The organism is Pseudomonas sp. RC4D1, from assembly GCF_018390395.1.
Classification (GTDB): Bacteria; Pseudomonadota; Gammaproteobacteria; order Pseudomonadales; family Pseudomonadaceae; genus Aquipseudomonas; species Aquipseudomonas danubii.
In genome coordinates, this window is the sequence record NZ_JAHBAW010000001.1 from 2,725,279 (window position 1) to 2,750,399 (window position 25,121).

25 protein-coding genes are annotated in these 25,121 nt (G+C 61.1%); 9 read left to right on the forward strand and 16 right to left on the reverse strand.

What is annotated here, in order from left to right; genetic code table 11:
• The first annotated feature begins 170 nt into the window (after positions 1 to 170).
• The 5 genes from leuS (at position 171) to KHO49_RS12590 (ending at position 6,253) form a co-directional block, all read left to right on the forward strand.
• Positions 171 to 2,777, forward strand: coding sequence for a leucine--tRNA ligase (gene leuS / locus KHO49_RS12570; RefSeq protein WP_213665083.1), 2,607 nt, complete (start codon positions 171 to 173; stop codon positions 2,775 to 2,777).
• An 89-nt stretch (positions 2,778 to 2,866) separates the two neighbouring features.
• Positions 2,867 to 3,472, forward strand: a complete 606-nt coding sequence (locus tag KHO49_RS12575; protein ID WP_102865356.1) for an LPS-assembly lipoprotein LptE — start codon at positions 2,867 to 2,869, stop codon at positions 3,470 to 3,472.
• Positions 3,473 to 3,511: 39 nt separating this feature from the next.
• Positions 3,512 to 4,549, forward strand: a complete 1,038-nt coding sequence (gene holA / locus KHO49_RS12580) for a DNA polymerase III subunit delta (RefSeq protein ID WP_102882329.1) — start codon at positions 3,512 to 3,514, stop codon at positions 4,547 to 4,549.
• A 156-nt stretch (positions 4,550 to 4,705) separates the two neighbouring features.
• Entirely contained in the window at positions 4,706 to 4,867 is a 162-nt protein-coding gene (arfA, locus tag KHO49_RS12585) for an alternative ribosome rescue factor ArfA (RefSeq protein WP_007927093.1), read from the forward strand.
• 63 nt (positions 4,868 to 4,930) lie between these two features.
• Positions 4,931 to 6,253, forward strand: coding sequence for a lytic murein transglycosylase (locus KHO49_RS12590; protein ID WP_110596246.1), 1,323 nt, complete (start codon positions 4,931 to 4,933; stop codon positions 6,251 to 6,253).
• 43 nt (positions 6,254 to 6,296) lie between these two features.
• Here the strand turns inward: KHO49_RS12590 and KHO49_RS12595 are convergent, their stop codons facing one another.
• The 13 genes from KHO49_RS12595 to KHO49_RS12655 form a co-directional block, all read right to left on the reverse strand.
• The gene (locus KHO49_RS12595; protein ID WP_102882331.1) at positions 6,297 to 7,244 is read right to left on the reverse strand and encodes a S66 peptidase family protein; all 948 of its coding nucleotides are present in this window, start codon (positions 7,242 to 7,244) and stop codon (positions 6,297 to 6,299) included.
• A gap of 162 nt (positions 7,245 to 7,406) precedes the next feature.
• On the reverse strand, positions 7,407 to 8,429 hold the full coding sequence (gene lipA, locus KHO49_RS12600; protein ID WP_102865352.1) for a lipoyl synthase: 1,023 nt from the start codon (positions 8,427 to 8,429) through the stop codon (positions 7,407 to 7,409).
• A 1-nt stretch (position 8,430) separates the two neighbouring features.
• Positions 8,431 to 9,078 carry a lipoyl(octanoyl) transferase LipB gene (gene lipB / locus KHO49_RS12605; RefSeq protein WP_102865351.1) on the reverse strand — a complete coding sequence of 216 codons (648 nt, stop codon included), beginning with the start codon at positions 9,076 to 9,078 and terminating at the stop codon, positions 8,431 to 8,433.
• Complete coding sequence (locus tag KHO49_RS12610; protein WP_011063665.1) at positions 9,078 to 9,353, reverse strand: DUF493 domain-containing protein; 276 nt, start codon at positions 9,351 to 9,353, stop codon at positions 9,078 to 9,080. Before KHO49_RS12610 ends, lipB begins: the two co-directional genes overlap by 1 nt.
• A gap of 80 nt (positions 9,354 to 9,433) precedes the next feature.
• Positions 9,434 to 10,591 carry a D-alanyl-D-alanine carboxypeptidase family protein gene (locus KHO49_RS12615; RefSeq protein ID WP_110596247.1) on the reverse strand — a complete coding sequence of 386 codons (1,158 nt, stop codon included), beginning with the start codon at positions 10,589 to 10,591 and terminating at the stop codon, positions 9,434 to 9,436.
• 177 nt (positions 10,592 to 10,768) lie between these two features.
• Positions 10,769 to 11,770: a septal ring lytic transglycosylase RlpA family protein gene (locus KHO49_RS12620; protein ID WP_102882333.1), complete on the reverse strand. Its 1,002-nt coding sequence runs from the start codon at positions 11,768 to 11,770 to the stop codon at positions 10,769 to 10,771.
• Complete coding sequence (gene mltB / locus KHO49_RS12625) at positions 11,770 to 12,780, reverse strand: lytic murein transglycosylase B (RefSeq protein WP_102865348.1); 1,011 nt, start codon at positions 12,778 to 12,780, stop codon at positions 11,770 to 11,772. The genes KHO49_RS12620 and mltB overlap by 1 nt, the downstream gene beginning before the upstream one ends.
• 17 nt (positions 12,781 to 12,797) lie before the next feature.
• Complete coding sequence (rodA, locus tag KHO49_RS12630; RefSeq protein WP_102865347.1) at positions 12,798 to 13,901, reverse strand: rod shape-determining protein RodA; 1,104 nt, start codon at positions 13,899 to 13,901, stop codon at positions 12,798 to 12,800.
• 31 nt (positions 13,902 to 13,932) lie between these two features.
• Positions 13,933 to 15,828 carry a penicillin-binding protein 2 gene (gene mrdA, locus KHO49_RS12635; protein WP_102865346.1) on the reverse strand — a complete coding sequence of 632 codons (1,896 nt, stop codon included), beginning with the start codon at positions 15,826 to 15,828 and terminating at the stop codon, positions 13,933 to 13,935.
• Positions 15,829 to 15,840: 12 nt separating this feature from the next.
• Positions 15,841 to 16,308: a 23S rRNA (pseudouridine(1915)-N(3))-methyltransferase RlmH gene (rlmH, locus tag KHO49_RS12640; RefSeq protein ID WP_011063671.1), complete on the reverse strand. Its 468-nt coding sequence runs from the start codon at positions 16,306 to 16,308 to the stop codon at positions 15,841 to 15,843.
• A 9-nt stretch (positions 16,309 to 16,317) separates the two neighbouring features.
• The gene (rsfS, locus tag KHO49_RS12645; protein WP_015637171.1) at positions 16,318 to 16,740 is read right to left on the reverse strand and encodes a ribosome silencing factor; all 423 of its coding nucleotides are present in this window, start codon (positions 16,738 to 16,740) and stop codon (positions 16,318 to 16,320) included.
• 60 nt (positions 16,741 to 16,800) lie between these two features.
• Positions 16,801 to 17,445 (reverse strand): nicotinate-nucleotide adenylyltransferase, encoded by a 645-nt coding sequence (nadD, locus tag KHO49_RS12650; RefSeq protein WP_102865345.1) that lies wholly within the window; start codon positions 17,443 to 17,445, stop codon positions 16,801 to 16,803.
• Entirely contained in the window at positions 17,445 to 18,710 is a 1,266-nt protein-coding gene (locus tag KHO49_RS12655) for a glutamate-5-semialdehyde dehydrogenase (RefSeq protein WP_213665084.1), read from the reverse strand. Before KHO49_RS12655 ends, nadD begins: the two co-directional genes overlap by 1 nt.
• 175 nt (positions 18,711 to 18,885) lie before the next feature.
• On the opposite strand from KHO49_RS12655, the gene KHO49_RS12660 reads away from it, so the two are divergent.
• Together KHO49_RS12660 and KHO49_RS12665 are read left to right on the forward strand one after the other, a co-directional pair.
• The gene (locus KHO49_RS12660; protein WP_110652038.1) at positions 18,886 to 19,572 is read left to right on the forward strand and encodes a DNA-3-methyladenine glycosylase; all 687 of its coding nucleotides are present in this window, start codon (positions 18,886 to 18,888) and stop codon (positions 19,570 to 19,572) included.
• Between the two features lie 47 nt (positions 19,573 to 19,619).
• The gene (locus KHO49_RS12665; protein ID WP_213665085.1) at positions 19,620 to 20,936 is read left to right on the forward strand and encodes a bifunctional DedA family/phosphatase PAP2 family protein; all 1,317 of its coding nucleotides are present in this window, start codon (positions 19,620 to 19,622) and stop codon (positions 20,934 to 20,936) included.
• Between the two features lie 43 nt (positions 20,937 to 20,979).
• On the opposite strand, the gene KHO49_RS12670 is transcribed toward KHO49_RS12665, so the two are convergent.
• The 3 genes from KHO49_RS12670 to KHO49_RS12680 are packed head-to-tail and all read right to left on the reverse strand — an operon-like array spanning position 20,980 to position 22,656.
• On the reverse strand, positions 20,980 to 21,570 hold the full coding sequence (locus KHO49_RS12670) for an LON peptidase substrate-binding domain-containing protein (RefSeq protein ID WP_102865341.1): 591 nt from the start codon (positions 21,568 to 21,570) through the stop codon (positions 20,980 to 20,982).
• A gap of 10 nt (positions 21,571 to 21,580) precedes the next feature.
• A complete protein-coding gene (locus tag KHO49_RS12675) occupies positions 21,581 to 22,297 on the reverse strand; it encodes an LrgB family protein (RefSeq protein ID WP_170002120.1) in 717 nt (238 codons plus the stop codon).
• Positions 22,294 to 22,656, reverse strand: a complete 363-nt coding sequence (locus KHO49_RS12680) for a CidA/LrgA family protein (protein WP_213665086.1) — start codon at positions 22,654 to 22,656, stop codon at positions 22,294 to 22,296. The genes KHO49_RS12675 and KHO49_RS12680 overlap by 4 nt, the downstream gene beginning before the upstream one ends.
• 178 nt (positions 22,657 to 22,834) lie before the next feature.
• Here KHO49_RS12680 and KHO49_RS12685 point away from each other — a divergent pair, with 178 nt between their 5' ends.
• Complete coding sequence (locus KHO49_RS12685) at positions 22,835 to 23,290, forward strand: MaoC family dehydratase (RefSeq protein WP_102865338.1); 456 nt, start codon at positions 22,835 to 22,837, stop codon at positions 23,288 to 23,290.
• Between the two features lie 103 nt (positions 23,291 to 23,393).
• Positions 23,394 to 25,112, forward strand: a complete 1,719-nt coding sequence (locus KHO49_RS12690; protein ID WP_213665087.1) for a C13 family peptidase — start codon at positions 23,394 to 23,396, stop codon at positions 25,110 to 25,112.
• The last annotated feature ends 9 nt before the right edge of the window (positions 25,113 to 25,121 follow it).

The window sequence follows — 25,121 nt, forward strand, 5'->3', positions numbered from 1 at the left end:
GCGAGCAATCAGGGTTTCCCTCGGCAGAGTGCGGTCATGTATGCTACGGCGCTTCCTGTAACTCCACTTCCAGCTCCACCGGGCCCTGAAAAACGCCGTATTTGGCGCCATCACTACCCGAGGTTGCGTTGAAGAGGATTAGGCCACCCCTATTCAGTACAAAAGTAGCCATGCACGAACACTATCAGCCCCGTGAAATCGAAGCCGCCGCCCAGTCGTTCTGGGATGAGCAAAAGTCCTTTGAAGTCAGAGAACAGCCAGGCAAGGAAACTTACTACTGCCTATCGATGTTCCCTTACCCCAGCGGCAAGCTACACATGGGGCACGTGCGCAACTACACCATCGGCGACGTGATTTCCCGCTACCAGCGCATGCAAGGCAAAAACGTCCTGCAACCCATGGGTTGGGACGCCTTCGGCATGCCGGCGGAAAACGCCGCGATGAAGAATAACGTCGCACCGGCCAAGTGGACCTACGAAAACATCGCCTACATGAAGACCCAACTGCGCAGCCTGGGCCTGGCGGTGGACTGGTCTCGTGAGGTCACCACCTGCAAGCCGGACTACTACCGCTGGGAACAGTGGCTGTTCACCCGCCTGTTCGAAAAAGGCGTGATCTACCGTAAGAACGGCACCGTGAACTGGGACCCGGTCGACCAGACCGTCCTGGCCAACGAACAGGTGATCGATGGCCGCGGCTGGCGCTCCGGCGCGCTGATCGAAAAGCGCGAAATCCCGATGTACTACTTCAAGATCACCGCCTACGCGGATGAGCTGCTGGAGAGTCTCGACGAGCTGCCGGGCTGGCCCGAGCAGGTCAAGACCATGCAACGCAACTGGATCGGCAAGTCCCGTGGCATGGAAGTGCAGTTCCCTTACGATCAGGCGTCGATCGGCGAAACCGGCACCCTGAAAGTCTTTACCACCCGTCCCGACACCCTGATGGGCGCGACTTACGTCGCCGTCGCGGCCGAACACCCGCTGGCCACCCTGGCCGCACAGAACAACCCCGAGCTGCAGGCGTTCATTGCCGAATGCAAAGGCGGCAGCGTTGCCGAAGCCGACATGGCGACCCAGGAGAAAAAGGGCCTGCCGACCTCGCTGTTCGTCGAGCACCCACTGACTGGCGAGAAGCTTCCGGTCTGGGTCGCCAACTACGTGCTGATGCACTATGGCGATGGCGCAGTAATGGCAGTGCCGGCCCACGATGAGCGCGACTTCGAATTCGCCAGCAAGTACGGCCTGCCGATCAAGGCCGTGGTGCGCACCAGCGCCGGCGATGAGACGCCTGCCCCATGGCAGGACGCTTACGGCGAGCACGGCGAACTGATCAACTCCGGCGAATTCAACGGCCTGGACTTCCCTGGCGCGTTCGACGCAATCGAAGTGGCCCTGCTGAAGAAGAACCTCGGCCAATCGCGCACCCAGTTCCGCCTGCGGGATTGGGGCATCAGCCGCCAGCGCTACTGGGGCTGCCCGATCCCGATCATCCACTGCGACAGCTGCGGCGATGTGCCGGTGCCGGAAGACCAATTGCCGGTCGTGTTGCCGGAAGATGTGGTGCCGGACGGCGCCGGTTCGCCCCTGGCACGCATGCCCGAGTTCTACGAGTGCAGTTGCCCGAAATGCGGCGCACCGGCCAAGCGTGAAACCGACACCATGGACACCTTCGTCGAATCGTCGTGGTACTACGCCCGCTACGCCTCGCCGCACTATGAAGGCGGCCTGGTGGAAAAATCGGCAGCCGACCATTGGCTGCCGGTGGACCAGTACATCGGCGGTATCGAACACGCCATCCTGCACCTGCTCTACGCGCGCTTCTTCCACAAGCTGATGCGTGACGAAGGCCTGGTGAGCTCCAACGAGCCATTCAAGAACCTGCTGACCCAAGGCATGGTGATCGCCGAGACCTACTACCGTCGTGAAGCCAACGGTGCCTACACCTGGTTCAACCCGGCGGACGTCGAGCTCGAACGCGACAGCAAGGCCAAGGTCATCAGCGCCAAGCTGATCGCGGACGGCCTGCCGGTGGAAATCGGCGGCACCGAGAAGATGGCCAAGTCGAAGAACAACGGCGTCGACCCACAGTCGATGATTGACCAGTTCGGCGCAGACACCTGCCGCCTGTTCATGATGTTCGCCTCGCCACCTGACATGAGTGCCGAATGGTCGGACTCCGGCGTTGAAGGCTCGCACCGTTTCCTCAAGCGCGTCTGGCGTCTGGCTCAAGCACATGTCACCCAGGGCCTGCCGGGCACACTGGATATCGCCAGCCTGAACGACGAGCAGAAAGCCATTCGCCGCTCGATCCACCAAGCCATCAAGCAGGCCAGCCACGACGTGGGCCAGAACCACAAATTCAACACCGCCATCGCCCAGGTGATGACGCTGATGAACGTGTTGGAAAAAGCCCCGCAAGGTACCGAGCAGGATCGCGCACTGGTTCAGGAAGGTCTGGAAACCGTAACCTTGCTGCTGGCGCCGATCACCCCGCACATCAGCCACGAACTGTGGAATCGCCTGGGTCACGCCGACCCGGTGATCGACGCAGGCTGGCCGGTATTGGACGAAAGCGCCCTGGTTCAGGACAGCCTGCAACTGGTCATCCAGGTCAACGGCAAGCTGCGCGGCCAGATCGAAATGCCGGCCAGCGCCAGCCGTGAAGAAGTCGAAGCCGCGGCGCGCAGCAACGAGAACGTGCTGCGCTTCACCGAAGGCCTGACCATCCGCAAGGTCATCGTGGTGCCTGGCAAACTGGTCAACATCGTCGCCAGCTAATTGGATCAGGCGCCCGGTCCGGGACCGGGTGCCGAACAAAACCTTCAGGGCCACAAGGTTGGCCCATATGGTTTCAAGGGGAGCAATACATGATCAAACGTAACCTGCTGGTGATGGGCCTGGCTGTTCTGCTGAGCGCCTGTGGCTTCCAGTTGCGCGGCACGGGAACCCAGGAGCTGACCATCAAGGAGCTCGACCTGAGTGCTCGGGACGCCTACGGCACCACAGTGAAAATGCTCCAGCAGCAACTGGAAAACAGTGGCGTGCGGGTCCATGCCGGCGCGCCCTACAAGCTGGTGCTGCTGAATGAGGAAAACTCCCAGCGCACGCTCAGCTACACCGGCGGTGGCAGCTCGGCCGAATACGAGATCAGCACAACCCTCAGGTACGAGATCCTGACTCACGACAACCTGCACCTGCTCAACGACAAGCTGGAAGTGCAGAAAGTCTTCCTGCACGACGGCAACAACATCACCGGTTCGGATCAGGAATCGTCGGAAACCCGCAAGGAAATGCGTCGCGACCTGATCCAGCGCATGCTGATCCGTCTGCAACTGCTGACCCCGGAACAGCTTGCTCAGTTGCAGGCGACCGCCGAGGCCAAAGCCAAGGCAGAAGCCGAGGCCCTGGAAGCCGCACGCAAGGCTGAGGCGGAAACTCCGCAACAGTCTCCCTTGGAACTGCCGAACCAGTAAGCCTTGCGGGGCGCTCAGGCGCCCCTCTGGCCCCCGCCTATGAAACTCGCCCCCGCCCAACTCGGCAAACACCTGCAAGGCACACTAGCGCCGGTCTACGTGATCAGCGGCGACGATCCCCTGCTGTGCCAGGAAGCCGCCGACGCCATTCGCTCTGCCGTGCGCCAGCAGGGATTCGACGAGCGCCAGGTCTTCAGCGCCGATGCCAACTTCGACTGGGGCACCCTGCTGCAAGCAGGGGCCAGCATGTCGCTGTTCGCAGAAAAGCGCCTGCTGGAGTTGCGCCTGCCTTCGGGCAAGCCTGGGGACAAGGGTGCAGCAGCACTGATCGAATACTGTTCGCGTCCGGCCGAAGACACGGTGCTGTTGATCAGCCTGCCCAAGCTCGACGGCAGCGCACAGAAGACCAAGTGGGGCAAGGCCCTGGTCGAAGGTGCCCAGACTCAGTTCGTGCAGATCTGGCCGGTGGACGCCAACCAGCTTCCACAGTGGATTCGCCAGCGCCTGTCACAGGCCGGCCTGTCCGCCAGCCAGGACGCCGTCGAGCTGATCGCCGCCCGGGTAGAAGGCAACCTGCTGGCGGCCGCACAGGAAATCGAAAAGCTCAAGCTGATGGCCGAAGGTGGGCAGATCACCGTCGAAACGGTACAGGCCGCCGTGGCCGATAGTGCTCGCTTCGACGTGTTTGGGCTGGTGGATGCGATTCTCAACGGCGAGGCCGCCCATGCCTTGCGCATGCTTGAAGGACTGAGAGGCGAAGGCGTCGAACCGCCGGTCATTCTCTGGGCCCTGTCCCGGGAACTGCGACTGCTGGCCAACCTGGCACTGCAATTCAGCCAGGGTGTGCCTCTGGACAAGGTGTTCAGTCAGGCTCGCCCTCCCGTCTGGGACAAGCGCAAACCCCTGATGAGCAAAGCCTTGCAGCGCTATTCGGCGCAACGTTGGGGTCAATTGCTACTGGATGCCCAGCGCATCGATGCCCAGATCAAGGGCCAAGCCAGTGGTTCGCCCTGGAGCAGCCTGAGCCGCCTATCGCTGCTGATGGCCGGCCAACGCCTGGCCCTGCCTGCCGAATAATCGCGCTACTTATCTTTTGCTTGCACTAGGGTCTGTTCTCGTTTGACCCAGCAACGCGGCTCGTCACCAAACGGGAACAGCCCCTAGACAGCAACGCCACTCTGGCCGATGATTCGCACCGCAACACTTCTCATCCTGAAACAGCGAGCACTCACCATGAGCAAGCCATCCAAGCATGGCCCCAACAAGGCCAAATCCATCATCGCCCAGCCACTGTTCCGCAGCCGTCAGGAACGCCCGGCCAAGGGCAAAGGCAGCTACCGCCGCGAAGCCTTCCAGTCTAAAAGCTGGGAGGCTTCTTACTTTCTGGCCGCCTAAAGCCCTGAACCCCGTTGGCATGATAAGGTCTGCACCTGATTGTTATTCTCTCTGGACCCGTGCATGCCCTTTTGTCTTTCTCGTCGTTGGCACATGCGCCAACTGATCGCTGCCTCCAGCCTTGTTCTACTCGTCGCCTGCGCGGAGAAACCCACTGCCGCCGACGCCCAGCCGCTACCCAACCTCCAGACAGCCCCCCTTGCCGCACCTGCCACCGTCGCACCACTGGCCGTCGACAATCTGGACATCCAGCCCACTCAGACCTTCGATGAATGGATGAACGCGTTCCGCGCCGAAGCCTTGGGTGCCGGGATTCGCGCCGATGTATTCGACCGCGCCTTCGCCGGGGTCACCCCGGATATGAGCGTGATCAAGGCCGACCGCAGCCAACCGGAATTCACCCGCCCCGTCTGGGAATACCTGGATGGCGCGCTGTCCCCGGTACGGGTACGCAAGGGCAAGGCACTGCTGGTCCAGTACAGCGACATCCTGCAACGGATCGAACAGCGCTATGGCGTTGATCGCCAGACCTTGGTGGCCGTTTGGGGCATGGAGAGCAATTTCGGTGACTTCCAGGGCAACAAGTCGGTGATTCGCTCCCTGGCAACCCTGGCGTATGAAGGACGGCGCCCGGCCTTTGCCAACAGCCAGCTGATTGCCGCCTTGCAGATCATTCAACACGGCGATATCCAGCCAGAGAAGATGCTGGGTTCCTGGGCCGGGGCCATGGGCCAGACCCAATTCATTCCAACCACCTACAACACCCACGCTGTGGACTTCGACGGCGATGGTCGTCGCGATATCTGGAACAGCCCGGCCGACGCCCTGGCCTCCACCGCCCACTATCTGCAAAGCTCAGGATGGCAAAAGGGCCAGCCCTGGGGTGTTGAAGTCCAGCTCAACAGCGGCTTCGACTATGCCCTGGCCGATGCTTCCACCCGCAAGACCGTGGCCGAATGGATGCGCCTGGGGATGACAACCGCCAATGGCAAGGCGCTGCCTTACGGATCAGAGCAATTGTCTGCCTCCTTGCTGCTGCCTGCGGGTTATCGGGGGCCGGCGTTCCTGATCCTGGATAACTTCAGAGCGGTGCTCAGGTACAACAACTCATCGTCCTACGCCCTGGCAGTCAACCTGCTGTCCGAACGCTTCGGCGGCGCCGGCCTGATCAGTGGCGACTGGCCCAAGGACGACCTGCCCCTGAGCCGGTCCGAGCGCATCGAATTGCAGACCCTGCTCAACGCCAACCAGTATGACGCCGGCAACCCCGACGGCATCATCGGAGCCAACACCCGCAAAGCCATTCGTAGCGCCCAGCAAGCATTGGGTTGGCCCGCAGACGGCTACCCTACTCACAAGTTGCTGGACAGCCTGCGCAACCGCTAAGCCCGGAGCTGGCGAAGGGGTTCCCCCTTCGCCAGGGCCACTCCTACTTGAACACCACGTCCTGTGCCAGGGTCAACTCCCTCGCCCCTGCGTCCAGCCTGACCAGAGCGCCCATGGGCAAAGTCAGGTTCGGGTCACAATGGCCACTGCGCCATCCTGCCAGCACTGGAATCCGCAGCGGCTCGAAGGTCTGCTTGAGCAGGCGGCACAATGCGCTGAAGTCCACACCGGCCACATCCCCCACCAAGACGCCCCGCAGGTTGTCCAGTTTGCCGGCCAGCCGCAGGTGATTGAGCAAGCGGTCAATACGGTACAACGGCTCGTTGACGTCCTCGATAAACAGGATGACGCCGTCGGTATTGATTTCGTAAGGCGTGCCCAGCGTGCAGGCAATCATCGACAGATTCCCCCCCAACAGCGCACCCAACGCAATGCCCGGCTCCACAGTGGTCAATGGGAAAGCCACGGGATGAGACAGCAGACTGCCCGCCTTTACCTGGCCCCGGAGCAGGTTGAAAAAGGACGCCTCGGTTGGCGGTTGCTTGTCACCCAGCAGGTCGGCATTGAGCATGGGACCGTGAAAACTCACAAACCCGGCATAGCGGTTGATCGCCAGGTGCAGGGCGGTGATATCGCTGTAGCCGACAAAGGGCTTGGGGTTGCGCCGCAGCAACTCAAAGTCGATCTTGTCCAGCAAACGCGGGCTGCCATAGCCCCCGCGCAGGCACACAATGGCGTCGACTTGGCTATCGGCAAAGGCGCTGTGCAAGTCATCGAGGCGCACCTCGTCGCTGCCAGCCAGATATCCCTCCTGCTGCCCGACGCCGGGAAAGATCCGCAGCGTATAGCCACGGGAACGCATCCATTGAAAGGCTTTTTCGGTATCCAGCACTGCGGGACCGGCGGGGGCAATAAGGCCGATGACGCCTTCCGCAGCCAGTGCCGGCACCGGCAGATGAGCATGAAGGGCAGCAGTCGGTTGGATGGGCATGCAGATTCTCCCTGTGTGAATTCACTCAAGCACAGTAGCCATGAATCTCGTTAAACAGAAGAGGAGGACGCGACCGGAGGGGCGAAAAACAACCGAGACTGCAGAGGTGCTCGAAAGAGCCGGGAAACTGCCCGCAAGACCCAAGCCTTGCGGGCAGGCAAATCAGGAAACCAGGCCTTCTCTGGCCAGTTTCGCTTGTTCGTCGGCGTGATACGAGGAACGTACCAGCGGGCCCGAAGCGACATTCTTGAAGCCCATCTTGTAACCTTCCTCGGCGAACCAGGCGAAGGTATCCGGATGCACGAAACGCTGAACCGGCAAGTGGTTGCGGGACGGCTGCAGGTACTGGCCAAGGGTCAGCATATCGATGTCGTGCTCACGCATGCGCTTCATGACTTCGATGACTTCGTCGTCGGTTTCGCCCAGGCCCAGCATCAAGCCGGACTTGGTCGGTACATGGGGCACCAGTTGCTTGAACTTCTGCAGCAAGGTCAGCGACCACTGGTAATCCGAGCCCGGACGCGCAGCCTTGTACAGGCGCGGCACGGTTTCCAGGTTGTGGTTGAACACATCCGGTGGCGTGGCAGCGGTGATTTCCAGGGCTACATCCATGCGACCGCGGTAGTCGGGCACCAGGGTTTCCAACTGTACGTTCGGCGACAGCTTGCGGATCTCGCGAATGCAGTCGGCAAAGTGCTGGGCACCGCCGTCACGCAGGTCGTCGCGGTCCACCGAAGTGATCACCACATACTTCAGGCGCAGGTCGGCAATGGCCACCGCCAGGTTCATCGGCTCGTCGACATCCAGAGGTTTTGGACGGCCATGGCCAACGTCACAGAATGGGCAGCGACGGGTGCAGATGTCGCCCATGATCATGAAGGTTGCGGTACCGCCGGAGAAGCATTCGCCCAGGTTCGGGCAGGATGCTTCTTCGCAGACGCTGTGCAACTTGTGCTTGCGCAGCAGTTGCTTGATCCGGTCGACTTCCGGGGATACCGGAATACGTACCCGGATCCAGTCCGGTTTCTTCGGCAGTTCGGTGGTCGGAATGATCTTCACCGGAATGCGCGCAACCTTTTCCGCACCGCGCAATTTGACGCCGGCTTCAACTTTCGGACGTGGCGCCCGCTCGGAGACATCCACCGTCGGGATCAGGGTTTGAACAGCGTCTTGCGCAGTAGTCATATCAGTCGATTCCGCCCGTTAGGGTCGTCTGCTCAGCATAGTCGAGGTGTTTGACGAGCTGCGCACGCAGCCGGGCACTTACCTCGGCAAATTCAATCGGCCCTGCATGGTCGCTCAGCTGGGTCATCGCCAACCCGGCATAACCACAGGGGTTAATCCGTCGAAACGGCTGCAAATCCATGTCCACGTTCAAGGCCAGGCCATGAAAGGAACATCCATGGCGGATACGCAGGCCCAGGGAGGCGATTTTCGCCCCTTCGACGTAGACACCCGGTGCATCGGGCTTGGCCGCCGCCGGCACGCCGTAGCTGGCCAACAACTCCACCAGGCATTGCTCCATGCGACTGACCAGGTCACGCACGCCGAATCCCAGCCTGCGTACATCCAGCAGCAAGTAAGCCACCAACTGGCCGGGACCGTGATAAGTCACCTGTCCGCCGCGATCGGCCTGCACCACCGGTATATCTCCCGGCAGCAGCAGATGCTCGGCCTTGCCCGCCTGGCCCTGGGTAAACACCGGCGGATGCTGCACCAGCCAGATTTCGTCTGGGGCGCTGGTGCCACGTTCATTGGTAAAGCGCTGCATGGCCTGCCAGACCGGCTCGTAAGCCATCAGGCCAAGCTCACGAAAGCCCAGCGTCTGTGGCATCACAGCACCATGTGGACGACACCGGTAGCACGCAGGGCACTATTGATATCACGCAGTTGGTCTTCACCGGTGGCGGTGATGTGCAGTTGTACCGTGGTGTACTTGCCGTTGCTGCTCTGACGCTCGGCCAGGGACTTGATGTCCAGCTTGGCGTACTTGGCGAGGATCTCGATCACGGTGTCCTTGAAGCCGACAACCGTGTCACCGATCACCTTGATCGGGTAGTCATCGACGGGGAATTCAATCTTGTGCGACTTAACGTCAGTGTCTGTCATGGCAGTAACGGCCTCGTAAGCCGGACGACGGACATGGCCCCCGCTCCACTTCGGAGCGAGGGCCATGCAGGTCGACAATATCAGTTGAACAAGCCGTAGAAGAATAGACGGATGCTATCCCACATGCGGCGGAAGATACCACCTTCGTCGACCGCTTCCAGGGCGATCAGGTCGGCGCTGTGCACCACCTTGTCGTCCAGTTTCACTTCGACTTTACCAATCACGTCGCCCTTGGCGATCGGCGCAACCAGTTGCGGGTTCATGGTCATGCTGGCGGCGAGCTTTTTCAACTGGCCTTTAGGCATGGTCATGGTCAGATCTTCAGCCAGACCGGCCTTGACCTGATGAGTGGTGCCCTTCCACACCGGCGCCTGAGCCAGCTCGGTGCCTTTCTGGTAGAAGGTCTGGGTTTCGAAGAAGCGGAAACCGTAGGTCAGCAGCTTCTGGGTTTCGGCGGCGCGGGCCTGCTCGCTGTTGGTGCCGAACACCACGGCGATCAGACGCATGCCATCACGTACTGCCGAAGACACCATGCAGTAGCCGGCTTCATCGGTGTGGCCGGTTTTCAGACCATCGACGGTCTTGTCGCGCCACAGCAGCAGGTTACGGTTAGGTTGCTTGATGCCGTTCCAGAAGAACTCCTTCTGCGAGTAGATCGCATAGTGGGCAGGGTCTTCATGGATGATCGCGCGAGCCAGCACCGCCATATCGTGGGCCGACGAGTAGTGCTCAGGGTTCGGCAGACCGGTCGGGTTCATGAAGTGGCTGTTGCTCATGCCCAGATCGGCAGCCGTCTTGTTCATCATGTCGGCAAAAGCGTCTTCGCTGCCGGCAATGTGCTCGGAAACCGCAACGCTGGCGTCGTTGCCCGACTGAATGATGATGCCGTGCAGCAAGTCGCTGACGGTGACTTGCGAACCCACCTTGATGAACATCCGCGACCCGCCGGTACGCCAGGCGTTCTCGCTGACGGTTACCGGATCGTTCTCGCCGATCTGGCCGCGACGGATTTCCAGGGTCGCGATGTAGGCAGTCATCAGCTTGGTCAGACTGGCCGGTGGCAGGCGCTGGTCACCATTGTTCTCCACCAGCACGTTACCGCTGCTGGCGTCCATGAGCACATAGGATTTGGCGGCCAGTTGCGGTGGCGACGGCATCGCTTCGACCGCCCAGGCGGCGGGCGTGATGATCAGCGGGACAAGCAGGCACAGGCGTTTGGCAAAGGTGGTGATGTTCATCCGTCTCTCGAAGTTGCTAATGGAAACTTGCCCGAGGGCAAAACTATTTCAGACAGCCTTCTAAAGGGCTGTCGCGTGTTCAGTTGTTCACTCACTGACCCTTGCCGGGCTTTTGTTGTTCGACGAGCCAACAACCAGGGTCCGCCCCCCAATACCGCAAGCGGACCTTCAATCTTCTTACTCGGCAGTGACCACGCTGGGCTGGCCAAGGTTAGCCAAGCGCACACTGTTCTGCGCTTGCTGAGCCTCACCCGGCGTGCCGAATGGCCCCAGGCGTACCCGATGCAGCGTCTGCTGATTACGTACGATCGAGCTGATGAACACCGGGGCGCTCACCATGCTGCTCAATTTAGACCTCAACAGCTCCGCAGCGTCCGGGTTGGCGAAGGCCCCCACCTGCAGATACTGGCCTGAGGCGGCTGCAGGAGTGTTTTTAACTTGTACGGGAACCACTGCGGCAGCGTGTTGCTGGGGCGGCGGCGTCCATTGCTCGACAGTACCGGCCGAAGCCGTGATCACCGGCGCGCTATTTTGCGCCACTTGCGGCTCATTGAGCATCAACGGCGCCGGACGGCCACGCTGGGCCCACCACTGCTGCGGATCGATGCCTTCGACCTTGACCCGAGCGGTGCCGGTCTCGGCATAACCGAGCTTCTTTGCAGCCGCGTAGGACAGGTCGATGATGCGGTCAGAGTAGAACGGACCACGATCGTTGACCCGCAGGATCACGCTGCGATTGTTGTCCAGGTTGGTGACCTTCACGTAACTGGGCAAGGGCAGGGTCTTGTGTGCGGCACTCATACCGTACAGGTCATAGACCTCGCCATTGGCGGTGTTCTGACCATGGAACTTGGTGCCGTACCAGGACGCCGTACCGGAGGCCACGTAGTTCTTGGACTCCTGGATGGGGAAATAGGTTTTGCCCAGTACCGTATAGGGGTTGGCCTTGTACGGGCCGGTGTGCAGGGTCGGGGTCGCATCGGGAATGCGCGAGACGTCGACGTCCCACCAGGGCGCGCCATCCTTGTGCGCACGGTTGACGTCCAGGCCCGGCATGGAGCGCACGCCACTCGTGGACTTCTGCTGCGGCGAGCGGCTCGTCGAGCAACTGACCAACAACAAGGACAACGCGGCAAAAGCCACCAGCTTCAGGGGTTTGCGGATTGGCATTGCCAGCATTACTTGACGCCCCGTGCTTGGACCAGTTGTTCAGACAACTGATGTACGGCCATGGCATACATCACGCTGCGGTTATAGCGAGTGATCGCGTAAAAGTTCTTCAGGCCCATCCAGTATTCCGGGCCACTGTCACCTTCCAGACGGAAAGCGGTGACCGGCAGATCATCGCGCAGCGCATCATGACTCGACCAGCCCAGGGCCCGCAACTCCCCGACCGTCTTGGTCGGCTCTATCCCTGTGGTCAAGCCTTCGTCCACGCGATCGCCACGCACGTCGGCGCGACTCACCACCGGCTCGCCGGCCACCCAGCCATGACGCTTGAAGTAGCTGGCAACGCTGCCGATGGCATCGTCCGGGTTGGTCCAGATATTGATGTGGCCATCACCGTCGAAGTCCACCGCATAGGCGCGAAAACTGCTCGGCATGAACTGCGGCAGCCCCATGGCTCCCGCGTAGGAGCCCTTGAGGCTCAAGGGATCAAGTTGCTCTTCACGGACCAGCAGCAGGAACTCGCGCAGTTCCTTACGGAAGAATTCGGCACGGGGCGGATAATCGAAGCCCAGGGTAGATAACGCATCGATCACCCGGTAATTGCCGGTATTACGCCCAAAAAAGGTCTCAACACCGATAATCGACACTATGACCTGGGCCGGTACGCCATATTCCTGCTCGGCGCGAGCCAGAACCGCCTCATGCTGACGCCAGAAATCCACACCGCGGGCAATGCGCGCGTCGGTGATGAACATCGGCCGGTATTCTTTCCACTGCTTGACCCGCTCGGCAGGCCGGGAAATGGCGTCAAGAATCGATTGCTTGCGCTCGGCCTCGCGGAACACCCCCATCAGCTGTTCCCCGGCAAAACCATAGTCCCGGGTCATTTCGCCAACGAATTCGGCCACTTGCGGCGAACCTTCGTAATCACCGGCGAACGCGGGTTGCGCTGCACCAAGGATGCTTACCAGGCCGACCCACGGCGCATGCCGAGCAGCCCAGCCACGCATTACTTGCATTGATTTCTTCACCTTAATCAAACCTGCGCGATCCACTTGCGATGGGTATGGATCGACATCAAAACCCCAAACGCTGACAGTAGCGTCACCAGCGAAGTTCCTCCGTAGCTAATGAACGGCAACGGAACCCCCACTACCGGCAACAAGCCACTGACCATACCGATGTTGACGAAAACGTAAACAAAAAACGTCATGGTCAGGCTGCCTGCGAGCAACTTGCCGAACAGCGTCTGCGCCTGAGCGGTGATCACCAACCCGCGCCCGATCAACAGCAGGTAGATCAGCAGCAGCGCACAAATGCCCACCAGGCCGAACTCCTCGCCCATGACCGCAATAATGAAGTCGGTGTGGCTCTCCGGCAAAAAGTCCAGGTGCGACTGCGTACCCAACAGCCAACCCTTGCCGAAAACCCCGCCGGAACCGATGGCCGCCTTGGACTGGATAATGTTCCAGCCCGTGCCCAGGGGGTCGCTCTCGGGGTCGAGAAAAGTCAGGATTCGCTGTTTCTGGTAGTCATGCATGATGAAGAACCACATGGCGATGGCCACCGGCACCGCGGCCGCCAGCACACTCAGAATCCAGCGCCAGCGCAGGCCACCCATGAACAGCACGAAGGCGCCACCGGCCAGGATCAGCAGGGCGGTGCCCAGGTCCGGCTGACGCACGATCAGGATGAACGGAATGCCGATCAGTATCAGGCTGATCCCCACATGCTTGAGATGGGGCGGCAAGGTGCGCTTGGACAGGTACCAGGCGATGGTCGCCGGCATGATGATCTTCATGAACTCCGACGGCTGGAAGCGAATCACCCCGGGAATGTTGATCCAGCGGGTCGCGCCCATGGCGTTGTGACCCATGACGTCCACCACCACCAGCAACACCACGCCGAACACATAGCCCAGAGGCACCCAGCGCGCCATGAAACGTGGCTCGAACTGGGCGATGACAATCATCGACACCAAGCCGATACCGAAGGACGTGGCCTGCTTGGCCAGCAGATCCCAACTCTTGCCACTGGCGGAATACAGCACGAACAGGCTGCCGGCGGCCAGCGTCAACAGCAACACCAGCAAGGGACCATCGATATGCAGGCGCTGCAACAGCGTCGCACGACGGCGCATCACATCCTCACTGGAGAGGATGCGGTCAAAATTACTCTTCACGGGCCGTAGCCTCCGCGCTGATAGGGCTGGCGAACTCAGGCTTGAGCTGGCCGTCCTGGCCGAGAAGCCAGGCATCCATCACCTGGCGCACCACGGGAGCCGCGACGCCGGAGCCCGACTCGCCGTTCTCGACCATGACCGAAACCACGATCTTGGGGTTTTCCGCCGGAGCGAAGCCGACAAACAGGGCGTGGTCGCGATGGCGCTCCTGAACCTTGGAGCGGTCGTATTTCTCGCCCTGCTTGATCGCCACCACCTGGGCGGTACCACTCTTGCCGGCAATCCGGTACTGCGAACCAACCGCAGCCTTGCGCGCAGTGCCGCGGGCGCCGTGCATCACCTGCTGCATGCCGTGATTGACCCTCATCCAATCCGACGGGTCGCGCAGGACGATGTCCGGCATCGGGTTGTGATCCACCGGCTTCTCGCCTTCGATGCTCTTGGCCAGGTGTGGTCGGTTCCACTTGCCCTTGCTGGCAACCAGAGCGGTCGCCTGGGCCAGTTGCAACGGCGTCGACTGCATGTAGCCCTGGCCGATCCCGAGAATCAGGGTTTCTCCCGGGAACCAGGCCTGACGCCGGGTGGCGCGCTTCCACTCGCGGGTCGGCATCAGCCCGGGGGATTCCTCGAACATGTCCAGGGAGACCTTCTGGCCGATGCCGAACTTGGTCATGTAGGCCGAGAGCCGATCGATCCCCAGCTTGTGGGCCAGGTCATAGAAATAGGTGTCGTTGGACCGCATGATCGCGGTGTCCAGGTCGACATAACCGTCACCGCTTCGGTTCCAGTTGCGGTACTTGTGATCGTAGTTGGGCAGTTGGTAGTAGCCCGGGTCGTAGACGCGGGACGAGGCCGTCACCACCCCGGCATCCAGCCCGGCAATCGCCACCGCCGGCTTGATGGTCGAACCCGGTGGATACAGACCGCGCAGCACCCGGTTGAACAGCGGCCGATCAATGGAATCACGCAATTCGGCATAAGCCTTGAAGCTGATACCGGTGACGAACAGGTTCGGATCGAAACTTGGCTGGCTGACCATCGCCAGAACTTCACCGGTGCTCGGGTCCAGCGCCACCACCGCACCGCGGCGGCCGCCCAGAGCCAGCTCCGCGGCCTCCTGCAACTTGATATCCAGGCTCAGGACAATGTCCTTGCCGGGAATCGGATCGGTGCGCTTGAGCACCCGCAGCACTCGGCCACGGGCGTTGGTTTCAACTTCCTCGTAACCCACCTGGCCATGCAATTCCGGCTCGTAGAAGCGTTCGATGCCAGTCTTGCCGATATGGTGGGTGCCGCTGTAGTTCACCGGGTCCAGGGACTTCAGCTCTTTCTCGTTGATCCGTCCCATATAGCCCACGGAGTGCGCAAAGTGCGCGCCCTGCGGGTAGTGCCGGACCAGTTGCGCAACCACTTCCACCCCGGGCAGACGGAACTGGTTCACCGCAATGCGGGCTATCTGCTCTTCCGTCAACTCGAACAGGATCGGCACCGGTTCGAAAGGGCGCCGCCCCTGTTTCATGCGCTTTTCGAACAGCACCCGGTCTTCCGGGGTCAGTTCCAGCACCTCGACAATCACATCGAGGACCTGCTGCCAGTTGCCGGAACGTTCGCGGGTCATGCTCAGGCTGAAACTGGGCCGGTTATCAGCAACTACCACGCCATTGCGGTCGAAAATCAGTCCGCGAGTCGGAGGAATCGGCTGCACATGCACCCGATTGTTCTCCGACAGCGTGGAGTGATAGTCGTACTGAATCACCTGCAGGTAATACAGCCGGGCAATCAGCACGCCAATCAGGCAGACCACCATAATGGCGCCGAACACGACCCGGCTACGCACCAGACGGGCGTCTTTTTCGTGGTCCTTGATGCGGATCGGCTGGGACATTAGGGGCGCGGGCTACTTGTGGTAAGGGTGCCCGGACAACACGGTCCAGGCGCGATACAGCTGTTCACCGATGAGAATCCGCACCAGCGGGTGCGGCAAGGTCAGCGGCGACAGCGACCAGCGCTGATCCGCTCGCGCACAGACTTCCGGCGCCAGCCCTTCCGGGCCGCCGACCATGAAATTCACGGTGCGCGAATCGAGACGCCAACGATCCAGTTCCACCGCCAACTGCTCGGTGCTCCAGGGTTTTCCGTGCACCTCGAGGGTGACGATGCGCTCGTTATGCCCGACCTTGGCCAGCATGGCTTCGCCTTCCTGACGGATAAAGCGAGCCACGTCGGCGTTCTTGCCCCGGGTATTGAGCGGAATTTCCACCAGTTCCAGCGCCAGCTCGGAGGGCAGACGCTTGGCATACTCGTGCCAACCCTCTTCCACCCACTTGGGCATGCGTGAACCAACAGCGATCAGACGCAGGCGCACAGCTGTCCCTTATTGCTGGTCTTTGTTGAGCTTGGTGAAGTGCTCGTGGCCATGCTCCGGGCTGTGGTGCTTGCCATCGGCCGCGCGGCTCTGCTCGGCGCCCTGCCACAGACGCTCAAGGTCATAGAACTGACGAGCCGAGGCAGTCATCATGTGCACGATCACATCGTCCAGGTCCAGCAGCACCCAGTCGCTGTCGCCCTTGCCTTCTTCACCCAGCGGACGCACGCCCTGGGCCTTGACCATTTCGCGGACCTTTTCCAGCATCGCGCCGATCTGGCGATTGGAGGTACCGGTGGCGATGATCATGTAGTCAGTGATGCTTTGCTTGTCGCGAACATCGATCACCAGGACATCCTGGGCCTTGACGTCTTCCAGCGCGGCAACAGCCACCTTGACCAGATCTTCGCCTTTCATTACTTGGTTAGTCATATAAAACTCGTTCAGCTCGTATGTTTGGAGCGCCGCTCAGCACAGGCCGGCAGCGTTCCTTCAGTTCGGCGCACGGTAAAGTCCGTGAGCATCGATATAGGCCAGGACCGCGTCAGGCACCAGGAAACGTACCGACTTACCGCTGGCCAGCAGTTGACGGATCTGGGTGGCGGACACCGCAAGCGGCGTCTGCCAGACGAATGCAATGTGTCCCCCCGGCCCTTGCAGGGCCAGTGGGTCGCTCACCGAGCGCGCCGCCAACAGGTTGCGCAAGGCATCCGGTGGCTCGCTGTCGGCATCCGGGCGTTGCAGCACCAGGATGTGGCAATGCTGGAGTAATTCTTCCCAACGATGCCAGGTGGGCAGGCCGCAAAACGCGTCCCAGCCCAGTAACAGAAACAACTGGTCATCCGCGGCCAACTCGGCCCGCATCTGCTCCAGGGTGTCGATGGTGTAGGACGGCTTGTCCCGTTTCAGCTCACGGTCGTCCACCACCAGGGGTGAAACGCCCGCCACCGCATATTCGACCATCGCCAGACGATCGAGCGCAGACACCTGCGGTGTATCCCGATGCGGCGGCCTGGCACTGGGTGTCAGGCGCAGCTCATCGAGTTGCATGGATTCAGCCACCTCCAGCGCACCACGCAAGTGGCCGATATGCACTGGATCGAAGGTGCCGCCCAGCAGACCGATTCGTTTGCCCATCAAGTGCGCACGTGACCGTCGCCGAAAACCACATACTTCTCGCTGGTCAAGCCTTCCAGGCCCACCGGGCCACGGGCGTGCAGCTTGTCGGTGGAAATGCCGATCTCAGCGCCCAGGCCATATTCGAAACCGTCGGCAAAGCGCGTAGAGGCATTGACCATGACCGAACTGGAGTCCACTTCATTGAGGAAGCGCCGAGCGTCACTGAAGTTCTCAGTGACGATGGAGTCAGTATGGTGCGAGCCGTAGGTGTTGATGTGCTCGATGGCCTGTTCCAGGTTGTCCAGCACCCGGATCGAGAGGATCGGCGCGGTGTACTCGGTACGCCAGTCTTCTTCGGTCGCTTGCAGCACATCGGCGCCAAGAATTCCTCGGGTTTGCTCGCAGCCACGCAACTCGACACCCTTGTAGCGATAGATCGCAGCCAATGGCGGCAATACGCGCTCGGCAATGGCGGCGTGAACCAGCAGGGTTTCCATGGTGTTGCACGGCGCGTAGCGCTGGGTCTTGGCGTTATCGGCAATACGAATCGCCTTGTCCAGGTCCGCCGCCACGTCGATGAACACATGACAGACGCCGTCCAGGTGCTTGATCACCGGCACCTTGGCATCACGGCTGACCCGCTCGATCAGGCTCTTGCCGCCACGAGGCACAATTACGTCGACAAATTCGGGCATGGTGATCAGCGCGCCCACCGCGGCGCGATCGGTGGTTTCCACCACTTGCACCACGTGAGGCGGCAAATCGGCAGCCGCCAATCCCTGCTGAATACAGGTGGCAATGGCACGGTTGGAATCAATGGCCTCGGAACCACCCCGCAGGATGGTGGCGTTGCCAGACTTCAGACACAGGCTGGCAGCATCGATGGTCACGTTCGGACGGGACTCGTAAATAATGCCGATCACGCCCAGGGGCACGCGCATCTTGCCCACCTGGATGCCCGAAGGCAGGTAGCGCATATCGCGAATTTCACCGATGGGGTCAGGCAGCTTGGCCACCTGACGCAGGCCTTCGATCATTTCATCGATACGCGCCGGAGTCAGCGCCAGACGATCCAGCAGAGCCGGTTCCAGACCATTGGCCCGGCCGTTGGCCAGGTCCTGCTCGTTGGCTGCGGTCAGCTCCGGTCGCGCAGCGTCCAAGGCATCGGCAGCCGCCAACAGCGCACGGTTCTTCTGCGCAGTGGTGGCACGGGCGATCACCCGGGAAGCTTGGCGGGCAGCGCGACCCAAACGGGTCATGTAGTCAAGAACGGACTCAGTCATGGTCTGGTGTGGTCTTGGCAAAGAGGAAAGCGGCTGATTATAGCTGTCGCGCCCGTTCACGGACAGCGGTCACAGGCGGATGGTCGAAATGGAGTGTAAATACCCGCAGTTCAGCCTGAATTAAGCCTGGAGTTGTTACCATTACGTCACTTTTTCCGCCATAACCCTCGTCACCATGTCCATCCTGACCTCTGCGAACCCGCCCAAAGCCTTGCCTGACGGCTTTTTCGACCGTGACGCCGAGCTTTTGGCCCGTGAACTGCTGGGCAAAGTCATTCGCCATAAAGTCGGCGAGCTGTGGTTATCCGCGCGCATTATCGAAACCGAAGCCTATTACTGCGAGGAAAAAGGCAGCCACGCCTCCCTCGGCTACACAGAAAAACGTAAGGCTTTGTTTCTCGATGGCGGCCACATCTATATGTATTACGCACGCGGTGGCGACTCGCTGAACTTCAGCGCCCAGGGGCCCGGCAATGCGGTACTGATCAAGTCCGCCTATCCCTGGGTCGACGCCGTCTCCGGCCCGGCCAGCCTGGCGCAGATGCTGCTGAACAACCCGGACGCCAGTGGCCGCCCGCGCCCCTCGCAAAAGCTCTGCGCCGGCCAGACCCTGCTGTGCAAGGCCATGGGCTTGAAAGTCCCAGTCTGGGATGCAAAGCGCTTCGATCACGAAACCCTTTTCGTCGAGGACGTCGGCAGCGCAGTGCCGCACATCATCCAGACCACCCGCCTGGGTATCCCCCGCGGTCGTGACGAACACCTGATGTACCGCTTCGTCGATGCCGCCTATGCGCCCTACTGCACACGGAACCCGCTGCGCCGTGGCCAAGTCGAAGGTCGCGACTACCTGATCCTCGACTGATTAGCGCAACCCCGTACCCGCCAGACACTGACAATGGAGTTGAAATTATGGGCCCATGGCTCGACAGCGTGACCGCCTGGCTGACCACCAACCCGCAGTGGCTGGCCGCCGCTGTATTTATTGTGGCCTGCGTGGAGTGCCTGGCCATTGCCGGCCTGATCGTTCCGGGAACGGTGCTGCTGTTCGCGATTGCCGTGCTGGCCGGCAACGGCGCGCTGTCACTGGGAGAAACCCTGCTTCTGGGGTTGTTCGGCGGTTTGCTCGGGGACGTGGTGTCCTACCTGCTGGGGCGTCACTTTCACCAGAGCATCCGGCGCCTGCCGGGACTGCGCCATCATCCGGAATGGATCAACGGTGCCGAAGCCTATTTTCAGCGTTACGGTATCGCCAGTCTGCTGGTAGGACGCTTCATCGGCCCGCTGCGGCCAATGTTGCCAATGGTTGCCGGCATGTTCGACATGCCATTTGTACGATTTTTCGCCGTCAGCCTGCTGGCAGCCGCGGGCTGGTCGGTGGCTTACCTGCTGCCAGGCTGGGCCACGGGTGCGGCGATTCGCCTGCCGCTGCCCGAAGGCTTCTGGCCACAAGCCGGTGTCGTAGCCGGCAGCCTCGCGATACTGATCGGCTTGAGCGTTGCCAGCAGCCTGCGCCGCCATCGTCGGGCTACCCTGCTGATGTCCGGCCTGAGCCTGTTGATCCTGGCAGGGCTGTTCATCGGTTACCCCTATCTCACGCAGTTCGACCAGGGGCTGATTGCCCTGGTGCAGGAACACCGGAACCCGACCCTGGACAAGATCATGGTGATGGTCACCCAGATCGGCGAGTTTCGCGCCATGTTCATCATCAGCGCGGTACTGACCCTGCTACTTCTGGCCCTGCGCCAATGGCGTCACGCCGTGTTCGCCGGTGCCACCCTGATGTGCACTGCACTGGCCAACACTGGCAGCAAATGGTTCTTTGCGCGGGTACGTCCCGAGGTCCTGACCGAGCCCCTCACCAGTTTCAGCATGCCCAGCGGGCACTCTTCTGGCTCCTTCGCCCTGTTCCTGACCCTGGCGGTATTGGCAGGCCGTGGCCAACCACCACGAATGCGCCTGACCTGGCTGCTGCTGGGCTGCCTGCCGGCGGCATCCATTGCCTTGTCCCGGGTCTACTTGGGGGCCCATTGGCCAACCGACATTCTCGCCGGCGCCATGCTCGCGACCTGTGTCTGCGCCGCCAGCCTGACCCTGATTCAATGGCAAGAATCGCTCAAGCCGATGTCGGCCAAGGTCTGGTGGCTGCTACTGCCAGTCATGCTGTTGATGTGCGGGTTCATGGCGACACGGCATCTGCCTTACGCCCTGCTGCGATACGCCTATTAAGCGTGCAGGCGGCAACCTGTAGCTGCCGCTAGAGGTTCAGGACTCAGGCGAAGAGTTCGCCCTGCAGTTCATCCAGCAGTTGCTGGATGGCATCGAGACGCTGCTGCGGATCATCCAGTTGCAGCAGGTCGATCTTGTCCTGCTCGGAAAAGGGCAACAGGTAGGCCAGTTGATTGGCCAGGGACAATTGCCCCTGGGCCTCGCTGCCCATGTCCAGGGCCTCCACCATCGGATGCTCGGCCAGAGCCTTGAGCAGCGCGATCAGGTCTGCGTCCTCATCCTGCAATGGTTGCTCCGCAGCCTCCGCCAGCCACTGGACCTGGGCCACCGTCAGTTGGTCTTTCTGCACTTCGCTCTCCAGCACGCGGAAGCGTCGACCACCCTTGACCCTGATTCCCAGCAGTCCATTGTCCTGCTGGTGAAAATCGGTAATCAGTGCTTCGCAACCCACCAGGGCATAGCCCGGCGCGGCTGTACCGACCTCCTCGCCCTCCAGGATGCACACCACCCCGAAGCCGCAACCCTGCTTCATGCAGCGGCCGATCATGTCCAGGTAGCGCGCCTCGAAAATCTGCAGATCGAGGATGCAGTCAGGGAACAGCACGGTATTCAAAGGAAACAGCGCCAGGCTCATACACCCATCCTTAAACCAGCAAAGACACCGCCAACGGCAGCAGTACCGCCGTGGCCACGCCCATCAGACTCATGGCCAGCGCCGCAAAGGCGCCGCACTCCTCACTCTCCTGCAAGGCCACCGAAGTGCCCACCGCATGGGCGGTCATGCCCAGGGCCATGCCTCGCGCCTCAGGCCCATGAACGCCCAGGCGGTCGAGGATACTCGGGCCGAAGATCGCCCCGATCACCCCGGTAATCAGCACGAACACCGCCGCCAGAGCCGCGACGCCACCAATCTGCTCGGCCACCAGCATGGCGATCGGCGAAGTCACCGACTTGGGTGCCATGGTCATGAGGATCATGTGCTCAGCACCGAACCACCACCCCAGCAGTACCCCCAGGCTAGTGGCCAGCACTCCACCCACCACCAGCGTAGTCAATATCGGCCAGAACAATTGGCGGATGCGCCGCAAGTTGAGGTACAGGGGCACCGCCAGGGCGACAGTGGCCGGGCCCAGCAGAATGCTCAGAATCTCGGTGCTCTTGCGGTACTCCGCATAACTCAAACCACAGCCAAGCAGCACACCGATCACCAGCAGCATGGACACCAGTACCGGTTGCAGGAACATCCAACGAGTTTTCTCAAAGGCCGCCAACACCAGTTGGTAGGCGCCCAGGGTGATGCCGATGCCGAACAGCGGATGGTGAATCACCGCCGCCCAGGCGCCCTGCCAATCGACATTCATTGATTGTCCTCCCGGCGGGACTGGCGCTTGACCAGGCGCTGCATCAGCACACCGACAAAGGCCATGGAGATCACCAGCGAGAGCACCAGCGCACCGCTGATCGCCCAGAAGTCCGCGGCGATATCCCGGGCGTAGATCATGACCCCGACAGCAGGCGGCACCAGTAACAGCGGCAGGTAACGCAGCAAACTGCTGGCTGCCAGGTTCAACGGCTCGCCCACTTCGCCGCGCACCACCAGAAAAACCAGCAGCAACAACAGGCCGATGATCGGCCCGGGAAGTACGGGCAACAGCAGATGATTGAGCGCCGTGCCGAGCAATTGGAACAGCACCAGCCATGTCAAACCGCGTAACAACATACCGCCTCTCCAGCCAGATCCCGTGGCGCATTATAAGCACGCAGGCGCTATGAACCGGCATTCGCCAAAAGCATGGATGTTTACCGGGAAGGATCGCCATGATGATCTAAAGTGGATACTTCAGACCACAAAGCACTGGGTCGAATACTAAAAATTCGTTGAACCAAGGAGAGTCTCAATGCCCTATGTTCCTGTTGCAGAGCTCAAAGATTATGTCGGGAAGGAACTCGGACGTTCCGCGTGGCTCACCATTGACCAGGAGCGTATCAACCTGTTCGCCGAAGCCACTGGCGACTTCCAGTTCATTCACGTGGACCCGGTCAAGGCAGCGAAAACCCCGTTCGGCACCACCATCGCCCACGGGTTCCTGACCCTGTCGCTGATCCCCAAACTGATGGAAGACATACTCGTGCTGCCCGAGGGCCTGAAGATGGTGGTCAACTATGGTCTGGACAGCGTGCGCTTCATCCAGCCGGTGAAAGTCGACTCCAAGGTGCGTCTCAAGGTCGAACTGACCGACGTCACCGAGAAGAAGCCCGGCCAATGGCTGCTCAAGGCCACGGCCACCCTGGAAATCGACGGCGAGGAAAAACCTGCCTATATCGCTGAGCCTCTTTCGCTCTGCTTCGTCTGAAATGTCCCTGATGCGAAACAGCTCATGCTGTTTCGCTCAACCTCTCTATATATAAGTCACACCGCTGCGGCATACTCGGTCCCCTAATTATCCGGAACCCGTTATGCGCCCACTTGTACCCCTGGTCTTGACTCTCTTGCTCAGCGCTTGCGGAGACGGCGAATCGCTGTTGCCGCCCGATGCCCGACTGCCCGACGGCGGGCGCTATCGCGGCGACCTGGTCAATGGCCTGCTCCAGGGACAGGGACGCATCGACTACCCCAACGGCAGCTGGTACGCCGGCCAGTTCGACAAGGGCCAATGGCATGGCCAGGGCGAATGGCATGGCAGCAATGGCGAGGTCTATCGCGGCCAGTTCCAGCAAGGGCTGTTCCACGGACAAGGCACCCTGACCACCAAGGACAGCAGCTACAGCGGCGGCTTCAAACTAGGCCGCCGGGACGGCGAAGGCACCCTAAAAGAAGACGGCATGACCTATCGCGGCGAGTTCAAGGCCGACCTGTACTCGGGCCTGGGCCGCCTGGAACTGGAGGACGGCAGCCAGTTCCAGGGGCAATTCGCCAAGGGCAAGCCCAATGGCGAAGGCCAGCGCAGCGATGCCAGCGGCAACCAGTTCAGCGGCAACTTCGTCAACGGCCAACTGGAAGGCAACGGCACCTTCAACAGCGCCGAAGGCGACATTTATGTCGGTGGTTTCAAACACAACCAGCTCAATGGCAAGGGCCGCTACGAAAACTCCGACGGCGACGTCTGGATCGGCCAGTTCAAGGAAGGTGCCCTGGGTGGCAAGGGCGAGCTGATCGGCGCCGATGGCAGCCATTATGTCGGCACCTTCAGCGACTGGCGCTTCAGCGGCGAAGGACGACTGAACCTCAGTGACGGCAGCTTCTACATCGGCGGCTTCGACAGCGACAACTACCAGGGCCACGGTGTGCTGGTGCTGCGCGATGGCAGCGTGCAAAGCGGTGTCTGGAGCAATGGCATGCGGGTTCGCGACGCCGACGGCAAACTACTGCCGGACCCATTGGAAACTGCTCTGCTGGTCCAGGGTCGCCTGCTCAAGGAGGCCCTCGATGCGGTGCCTGCCTCAAGCCCAACCATCGAACTCTATAGCCTGACCCTGGCCGGCGACGGCAAGCAGAGTGTCTTCCTGCGCGAAGCCGACTACGTCAGCAACATGCTCGCGAGCCGCTTCGGCGCCCACGGTCAGATCCGCCTGGTCAACCACCGGGACCACCTGATGAACCGGCCCATGGCCACCCGGGAGAACCTGCGCCGCGCCGCAAAGACCCTGGCCGAACGCAGCGGCCCCGAGGACCTGGTGTTCATCTACCTCACCAGCCATGGCACCAGCGAGCACGAACTGGTGCTGGATCAGCCGCGCATGGAGTTGACCGACCTACCAGCCGATGAACTGGCCATTGCCTTGGCCCCCCTGAAAAACCGCGACAAGATCATCGTCATCTCGTCCTGCTACTCGGGCGGTTTCATCCCTGCGCTCAAGGACGAACGAACCCTGATCATGACCGCCTCCCAGGCCGACCGGGTGTCTTTCGGCTGTTCCGAAGAAGCCGACTTCACCTACTTCGGCGATGCTTTATTCGCCCAGGCACTGAACCAGACCGATGACCTGGAGCACGCCTTCAAGCTGGCCCGGGCCACAGTGGCCGAACGTGAACAGGCCGATGGTTTCGAAGCGTCAGAACCACAGATCTGGGCCCCCAAAGGCGTCATCGCGCATTGGCAACAATTGCGCAAACAGCAGGCACGAAAAGCGCTGCAAAGTGTCTCTATAGGCAGCAAGGAAGCACAGAGCAACTAAGCTGAAACA

Excerpts from the sequence above, each read along its gene's own strand:
- lipA (WP_102865352.1), bottom strand. The coding sequence starts at position 8,429 with ATGACTACTGCGCAAGACGCTGTTCAAACCCTGATCCCGACGGTGGAT.
- KHO49_RS12575 (WP_102865356.1), top strand. The coding sequence starts at position 2,867 with ATGATCAAACGTAACCTGCTGGTGATGGGCCTGGCTGTTCTGCTGAGC.
- KHO49_RS12620 (WP_102882333.1), bottom strand. The coding sequence starts at position 11,770 with ATGCTGGCAATGCCAATCCGCAAACCCCTGAAGCTGGTGGCTTTTGCC.
- rsfS (WP_015637171.1), bottom strand. The coding sequence starts at position 16,740 with ATGACTAACCAAGTAATGAAAGGCGAAGATCTGGTCAAGGTGGCTGTT.
- KHO49_RS12590 (WP_110596246.1), top strand. The coding sequence starts at position 4,931 with ATGCCCTTTTGTCTTTCTCGTCGTTGGCACATGCGCCAACTGATCGCT.
- arfA (WP_007927093.1), top strand. The coding sequence starts at position 4,706 with ATGAGCAAGCCATCCAAGCATGGCCCCAACAAGGCCAAATCCATCATC.
- KHO49_RS12680 (WP_213665086.1), bottom strand. The coding sequence starts at position 22,656 with ATGTTGTTACGCGGTTTGACATGGCTGGTGCTGTTCCAATTGCTCGGC.
- KHO49_RS12655 (WP_213665084.1), bottom strand. The coding sequence starts at position 18,710 with ATGACTGAGTCCGTTCTTGACTACATGACCCGTTTGGGTCGCGCTGCC.
- KHO49_RS12685 (WP_102865338.1), top strand. The coding sequence starts at position 22,835 with ATGCCCTATGTTCCTGTTGCAGAGCTCAAAGATTATGTCGGGAAGGAA.
- mrdA (WP_102865346.1), bottom strand. The coding sequence starts at position 15,828 with ATGTCCCAGCCGATCCGCATCAAGGACCACGAAAAAGACGCCCGTCTG.
- KHO49_RS12675 (WP_170002120.1), bottom strand. The coding sequence starts at position 22,297 with ATGAATGTCGATTGGCAGGGCGCCTGGGCGGCGGTGATTCACCATCCG.
- KHO49_RS12595 (WP_102882331.1), bottom strand. The coding sequence starts at position 7,244 with ATGCCCATCCAACCGACTGCTGCCCTTCATGCTCATCTGCCGGTGCCG.
- KHO49_RS12665 (WP_213665085.1), top strand. The coding sequence starts at position 19,620 with ATGGGCCCATGGCTCGACAGCGTGACCGCCTGGCTGACCACCAACCCG.
- KHO49_RS12610 (WP_011063665.1), bottom strand. The coding sequence starts at position 9,353 with ATGACAGACACTGACGTTAAGTCGCACAAGATTGAATTCCCCGTCGAT.
- mltB (WP_102865348.1), bottom strand. The coding sequence starts at position 12,780 with ATGCAAGTAATGCGTGGCTGGGCTGCTCGGCATGCGCCGTGGGTCGGC.
- nadD (WP_102865345.1), bottom strand. The coding sequence starts at position 17,445 with ATGGGCAAACGAATCGGTCTGCTGGGCGGCACCTTCGATCCAGTGCAT.
- KHO49_RS12660 (WP_110652038.1), top strand. The coding sequence starts at position 18,886 with ATGTCCATCCTGACCTCTGCGAACCCGCCCAAAGCCTTGCCTGACGGC.
- rodA (WP_102865347.1), bottom strand. The coding sequence starts at position 13,901 with ATGCGCCGTCGTGCGACGCTGTTGCAGCGCCTGCATATCGATGGTCCC.
- KHO49_RS12615 (WP_110596247.1), bottom strand. The coding sequence starts at position 10,591 with ATGAACATCACCACCTTTGCCAAACGCCTGTGCCTGCTTGTCCCGCTG.
- leuS (WP_213665083.1), top strand. The coding sequence starts at position 171 with ATGCACGAACACTATCAGCCCCGTGAAATCGAAGCCGCCGCCCAGTCG.
- lipB (WP_102865351.1), bottom strand. The coding sequence starts at position 9,078 with ATGCCACAGACGCTGGGCTTTCGTGAGCTTGGCCTGATGGCTTACGAG.
- holA (WP_102882329.1), top strand. The coding sequence starts at position 3,512 with ATGAAACTCGCCCCCGCCCAACTCGGCAAACACCTGCAAGGCACACTA.
- KHO49_RS12690 (WP_213665087.1), top strand. The coding sequence starts at position 23,394 with ATGCGCCCACTTGTACCCCTGGTCTTGACTCTCTTGCTCAGCGCTTGC.
- KHO49_RS12670 (WP_102865341.1), bottom strand. The coding sequence starts at position 21,570 with ATGAGCCTGGCGCTGTTTCCTTTGAATACCGTGCTGTTCCCTGACTGC.